The 6120-nt window shown below is 65.1% G+C and carries 8 protein-coding genes; 1 reads left to right on the top strand and 7 read right to left on the bottom strand.

Annotation, left to right across the window (positions count from 1 at the left end; genetic code table 11):
* The 7 genes from BA190_RS32500 to BA190_RS32470 all read right to left on the bottom strand — a co-directional run.
* A partial coding sequence (locus tag BA190_RS32500) for a hypothetical protein (protein WP_068298404.1) occupies positions 1–600 on the bottom strand: 600 nt, incomplete at its 3' end.
* Between the two features lie 102 nt (positions 601–702).
* Positions 703–1578 carry an ATP-binding protein gene (locus BA190_RS32495; protein ID WP_068298402.1) on the bottom strand — a complete coding sequence of 292 codons (876 nt, stop codon included), beginning with the start codon at positions 1576–1578 and terminating at the stop codon, positions 703–705.
* Positions 1578–1874, bottom strand: coding sequence for a hypothetical protein (locus BA190_RS32490; protein ID WP_068298407.1), 297 nt, complete (start codon positions 1872–1874; stop codon positions 1578–1580). The genes BA190_RS32495 and BA190_RS32490 overlap by 1 nt, the downstream gene beginning before the upstream one ends.
* A gap of 38 nt (positions 1875–1912) precedes the next feature.
* Positions 1913–2107, bottom strand: a complete 195-nt coding sequence (locus BA190_RS32485; protein ID WP_018303655.1) for a hypothetical protein — start codon at positions 2105–2107, stop codon at positions 1913–1915.
* Between the two features lie 84 nt (positions 2108–2191).
* Positions 2192–2914, bottom strand: a complete 723-nt coding sequence (locus tag BA190_RS32480) for an RNA polymerase sigma factor (RefSeq protein ID WP_068298399.1) — start codon at positions 2912–2914, stop codon at positions 2192–2194.
* A gap of 99 nt (positions 2915–3013) precedes the next feature.
* Positions 3014–3259, bottom strand: coding sequence for a hypothetical protein (locus BA190_RS32475; RefSeq protein ID WP_068298397.1), 246 nt, complete (start codon positions 3257–3259; stop codon positions 3014–3016).
* 84 nt (positions 3260–3343) lie between these two features.
* Positions 3344–5539: a hypothetical protein gene (locus BA190_RS32470; RefSeq protein WP_068298394.1), complete on the bottom strand. Its 2196-nt coding sequence runs from the start codon at positions 5537–5539 to the stop codon at positions 3344–3346.
* Positions 5540–5929: 390 nt separating this feature from the next.
* Here BA190_RS32470 and BA190_RS32465 point away from each other — a divergent pair.
* A partial coding sequence (locus BA190_RS32465) for a DUF2924 domain-containing protein (protein ID WP_156771799.1) occupies positions 5930–6120 on the top strand: 191 nt, incomplete at its 3' end.

Raw genomic sequence — 6120 nt, 5'->3', positions numbered from 1 at the left:
GGCGGTGCCGGGGGCGGACGCGGGCTGGCTGGGCTGGGTGGCGGTGGCAGGCTGCTGCGCGGCGTGGCCCTGCGCCGGGGCGGCGGTGAACTGCGGCGCGACCGTGCCCATCAGCGCGGCGTAGTCGCGATGGTCGGGCGTGACGGCAGCGCGGATCTCGTTCTTGTCCTCGCCGTTCGTGTCGGTGCCGATGTCGATGCGGGCGATGAACTCGACGCCGTCGAGATCACCGAACCCGTTGATGCGGCGGCGCGCCTGCGCTTCGGGCGAGTTGTCCTTGTCCGACACGCCGCGCGCCGAGTTGAGGATCCCGCGGATCAGTCCGCGACCCATGTTGGCCCAGTCCGGACCCTTCGGGCTGTAGAGGCCGATCAGCGACCAGATCTTGCGCTTGGCATAGGGCCCTTCGAGCACCGTGTATTCGGCGTCGAGATAGACGGCGCCGGTGGTGGCGCGGCGGGCCCAGCCGCCGGTCCAGCCCTGCGACGGGTCGTCGAAGCCGCCCGGGCGCAGGGTCAGCCGCACCTTGGCGAGCGTGCCCTTCGGGATGACGTTGCTGTTGGATTGCGCGGAGTTGAAGTCGTTCCAGATACCGGACATTGCGCGGCTCCTTATCTGTTAGAGGACGGGACGCGCGGCGGCGTCGAAGGGGAAAAGCCACCCCGGCGACCGGATCGGGACACCGGGCATGGTGAGAGGCGCTCAGCCATGTCCGGGCTCCTGGGCGGGCGCGGGATCGGCCGGGATCACCGGCGGCCAGGACAGGCGTTCGGAGGCAGGTCCCGCAGGGCGCTGAACCTTCTCCATCAGCAGACCGAGATGCGGAGGCTCGACCATGTCGAGGCGGCCGGAACGGTCCTTGGCGGGATAGCCCCAAGGGTTCAGCGTCTGGCAGACGAAGGCGCGCTGCGGCTGACCGCCCGGGTCCGGGATGTCGGCCATGGTGATGACCTGATCGACGATGCCCGGCAGCTCGAGCCCGGTCTTCGCGCCGTCGATCTGCGGCTGGAAGACCTTGCGGTTGAAGTCGTCGAGCTTCTCGTCGAGGATCCCGACGAACCAGACATGCTTGCCGCGCGTGTGCTGCAGGTGGGTCAGCCAGCCGATCATCTCGCGGCCATGCAATCCGTAAGCGCCGCGGATGTCGGGCTTGCCGGTCTTCTCCGACATCGCTTCGGGCTGGCCGCGGCACCACTGGAAGCAGAGCCGCCCGGCCACGGTGATCGAGTCGATGAAGACGGTCTCGTATTTCTCGATCACCGCCGGATCGCCGTAGCGCCCGCAGACCTCGTCGAAATGCGCCTGGCTGTAGGGCTGGTCCTCGCGCAGCGCCGGGTTCGGCCCGCCGATGAACACCGCGAAATCGCGGCATTCCTTCCATGTGCGCGGCCGGAGCGTGTCGATCTCCAGCCCCTCGACCGCCAGATCCCCGGCCTCGAGGTCGAGGAAGAGCGTGGTCGAGGCGTTCAGCGTCCAGAGCAGGCTGGTCTTGCCGATGCCGGACCGGCCAAAGATGACGCCCTTGATGCCCTTGCGCTGCGCGAGGCGCTCGTCGGCGCCGATGATGGGAAGGGCCATCACCGGCCCTCCTTCTTCAGCACCGCGACGGCGGCACGGTCGGTGCCGATGCACCCCGCCTCGCGGGCGAGCTTATAGAGGCGCTGGAGCGCGGCGGCGCGGGCATAGGCGGCCGAGCTTTCCTGCTCCGCCTCCACGATCGCGAAGGCGATCTCGTCGACGGTCGCCTCGACGACCGGCAGCGCCTCGCGCGGCTCGTCACTGGCGCGCTGCGGCAGGGAGATGGTTTCGGGGAGATCTTCGAGGGCGTAGTTCACCTTGCGAAGACGGGTGATGGCGTCCGGCTGGTCCGGCATGGCGTTTCTCCGTGAGATGATGTGATCGAGGAGGCGCATCACGCGGCCTCGCGGACGTCGGGCGCGGGCTCGGCGACGTAGATCGCCAGCAGCGGCGTCCCGTCGGCATGGGCACCGGCGTCCTCGATCTGATAGTTGCGGTTGGGCTCGCAGACCTCGGTCAGCTCCCAGCGGCGATAGAGCCCCGGGAGACGCCTGAAATCCTCGAGTGACAGATCGGCAGTGCGGTTCATGCGTGTCTGCTTTCGGTTGGAGGGAAGGCGCTCGGGGCGCTCGAATGGGAAAAGCCACCGGCGGGGCCGGATCGGGACATCGGCTCAGGGGATTTCCTGGAGAGCGCCCTTCAGCTTGCGCATGGCGCGCTGGTACCGCTTGCGGGCGGCAGCTTCGGTCAGGCCCAGTTCGGCTCCCGCCTCGACTTGCGAGAAGCCCTCGATCGCCACGCGGATCACCAGCAGGGCGTCATCGCCGAGCAGCTTCCGCACGGCGCCGTTCAGCCGTGCATACCCGGCCGCGCCGATCCCGCTGTCACCGCTGTCCGCCACCTCGTCGGGATCGGCGCCACTGGCGAGATATTCGCGTGCCTGGTCGCGCTGGCGCACGCGGATCATGTCGCGCTCGACGTTGCGCAGCACCGTGGCCGCGATCCAGTTGACGCGCCCGAGGTCGAGGCCGCGGACAGCCTCGGTGGTGCGCGCCAGAACGTCGGACGCGACCTCGTCGGCGGTGCCGATCCTGCGCCAGAGCGACCGGCGCCGGATGGCATCTAGGCCGGGCCAGAGCGCCAGCAACAGCATCGTCAGGGCGCACTCAGATGCGGGGCCGTCGCTCTGCGCTGCCTCGACGAGCGCAGCGAGGATCAGGTTCTTCCGGGCGGGATCGCCGGGTGTGCGGTGCAGCCCATCCAGCAGTGCCGCCGGGTCCCGGAACGGTGTGAGGGCAACATGTGCACGCCGGACGGCGTCGAAGCTGCGCTGGAAGTGAAGGTTGGAGGATGAATGCATGAGGTGATCACGGATCTCGTGCCACGCGAAGGACATCGGACGCCTGCCTTGCGGCCAGGCGTCCAGCGCCTTCTCGTGGCCAGGTCAGGACGTCGCGCGTCTCTGCGATTTCAGGGGGTTGGGTGAATGCGCGCGTCAGCGCGCGGGTGCGGTCGCGTTGTTCAGCGTGCCGCAGCCGCGGCAGGTGGCCTGAACCGGGAAGCCCACGAGATACTCGTGCCCCCGCGCGAAGCGCAGGTGCATGCGGCCGTCCCGGCAGACGCCGAGCAGCTTTTCACAGCGCGTGCAGCGCCATTCCGAGTTGGAGGTGGTGGGTTTGGTCGTCGCGGCGCCGGCCCAGCTCGTCGGGGCTGCCTGGCGCAAGGGAAAGGGAGTCGGCATGGAAGTGCTCCTCTGATGTGGAGCCCTTCCAATAATCAGCGGTTTGTTAGACCGTCCCGCCCGAAACCCTAGATGAACTCTAGATCACGCGGTGTCGGTCGCCTCGCCGAGACGCCAATAGCGATTGCTTGAGCCGTGCCGGATGTAAGTCGGATGCGCCTTCGCCCATGCGCCGGAAGAGAACAGCTGTCTGGGATTGTCGGACCCCATCCCGTCCATCAGGACCTTGGTCAGCCGCTGGCCTGTGCCATCGGTCGCCGCTTCAACAAGGCTTTCGAAGAGTTGGATCTGGCCCACGCCGTCGAGCGTGAGCGGCTCGAGACCAGGGATGATGAGCGTCGCAGAGCGAGGCGTGTGTCGCACAACCTGAGCGACTTGCGCAGAGGTCGCCAGCGTTCGGTTTGCCTCGAAGCGCCGGGCCATTTCCTCTCGGTCCAGATCGCCGAGGCTTCCGTCGTTCAGCAGCAGGTCGCGCAGCGCGATAACGACGTTCGGCCCGAGGAATTGCGGCGGCTCATCGGAAACGGCGAGTACGAGACCGGGGCCCGCTGTATGCCGCGACCGAAGCGCAGTCTCCACACTCTCGCGGGCTTTCAGATCGGCAAGGCGGCGCGCCAGGTAAAGTGGGACCTTTCGCTCACCCAGTGCCATCGGCCCAAGCGAGACGAGGAACTCATTGATGGTTTCGATGTTCCTGATGCCGAGAGAGCCAGCTATCGCCTTGAGGATGGTTTCGGCGAGCCATGCTCGATCAATCCCGTACTCGATCGCATTGGTGTCGAGACGCAATCCATCCGCCTCTCCAAAGGAACCGGTTTGTCGAACCGTCCCTGGCTCCGGACCCGTTTGCTGCTCAACTTCGACAACCTCATCGTCATCCTCGGCGAGCCCAATCACCTGCCGCCCTTTGCGGGCAATCAATCTCGCACTGACCAGGCGCGCTGGATCGACGCCCGCGGAGTTGAAGAACGAACCTGCAACAGTGTCGCTGGGCAGGTCGTACAGCGACAGCAGAAAGCCGAACCACTGCGCCCGTTCCTGATCGGTGAGTGTCCGCAGGTTCTGCGTAAGACCCCAGTGTTCGAGCAGTCGGAACCCGAGGTCCCGAAGGAACGGATCGCGCATGCTCTGCACGTCCGAACTGCTGCCATCTGAGATCGAGACCCGGAAGGTTCCCTCCTTTCCGTCCGATCGACGGGTGTAACCAATTGCGATGGCGATTTTTGTGAAGCCGAAACTCCGGATCAGGTTGGCTGAATTGGAGACGTATTTCCGGACAACGTCCTCCATCTTGTCCTTTATGGTCACCTTGATATTCAGTCTTCGGCCCCACGAGCCGAGGCGGACCTCGGCCTCGACTACCGCCGCCATCGTGATCTCGACGTCCTCGAGATCCGGACAATCCAGATCGAAGGAAGACCTGAAGCGTTCGAGGTTGAATTCCCGGCGGGTCAACGGCTTGGCCGACGGCGGGCGCCCTAGAACGACCTCCGCGAAGACCTTAGAGGTCTTTTCGCGAACGTCGCTGCTGGCAGACGCGACCTCGATTTTCTTCAGCTGGGGTGTGTAGATCAGGACAGCCTCATGCGAGGGCCTGTAGTAATGGACGGTCCAGCCCCCTTCCTCGCGATGATTGTCGATACTCGACAGGGGCCCGGGATGGCGCAGGGCGACCATAAAGGACGGCGGATAGTTGGCGGTCTCGGGCAATTCGAGGACGGACGCGGTGACCTTGCCCTTCAGTCCCAGAGCTTCCTGAACAGCGTCACAGAGCTTCTCGTCAGGAATTCCGTCTGTGTCGGCAACAGAAGCGTGGTCGAAGTCCACTTCGCAGCATGTGTAGTACGTCCGCCGTTCTCGATAGCGCCGCGCGGCATAGAAGCTCTGGGCGTCGTGGAAGTGCATCGGGAAGACCGTGCGCATCCAGATGCTCTTACACAGCAGGTCAGGCTGGGACTCATACTGGTCGTAGTCGACATTCTGCAGCCGTTGGCCCGCAACCGTTTCGAGTGAGGTCGCTCCCTTGTCCTGGCCCATGTCGAGCAGAGCGCCAGCGATGCCCTCAAGTAGCCCGATGATTTCCTTGTCCTCCGAACGCAGGTACGCACTCAGCGCTGCCTTGCCCTGATCATCGGTCGTGCCCTCAGTGATTTCCGGCGGAGCGAGAAGAGTGTCGTCGGGCCGTTTGAAGCTGGCGAGAAACTGCCGGACCAGCGCAGCGGGGGCGCCCTGAAGGATACTCCCGAGGTTCGGTCCGAATTCGCTCTTCCTCCGCGCCATGAACTCACCTCAATGAACAACTGCTCTCGATTGATTCAACCCACGATAATCATGGACATATCCGTGATCGACAAGCCCTGATGTTCTCTCCCTGTTCGCATTTCTGCATTCCGTTCTTCTGAGATGTCCTGTCCCGGGCGGCTGGGTGGCTTTTGATCGGTAACGACACCACCGAGATAGCCACCGAGACATGAAACGCCCGAACCCGCTCCCTCCCGACCACATGACGCCCGCCGAGCGCCGCGCCGAGCTCTGCGGCCTGTTGGCGCTCGGGCTTGTTCGGTTGCGCATGCGGGAGAAGGGCGAAGTATCTGACGATACTGGAGAAAGTTGCCTACACTATCCGCCCGACCAATGCCGTCATGCAACTCCAACTCAACGGAGAAACGCATGAACAAGCACGATCCCATCCCAGCGCGCCTCGCCGCGCTGAAGACCACGCCGACGCCCGACCTGAAGAAACAGTGGCGCGACCTGTTCGACAGCGAGCCGCCGCCGTTCAACCGCCGCTACTTGGAAAGCCGGCTCGCCTACCGCATCCAGGAACTCGCCTATGGCGGGGTGGATCCCCCAAACCACCC

This window comes from Labrys sp. WJW (assembly GCF_001676615.1).
GTDB classification, from domain to species: Bacteria; Pseudomonadota; Alphaproteobacteria; order Rhizobiales; family Labraceae; genus Labrys; species Labrys sedimenti.
Note: the sequence above shows the minus strand (reverse complement) of the source record. Positions and strands in the feature narration are given on the sequence as shown.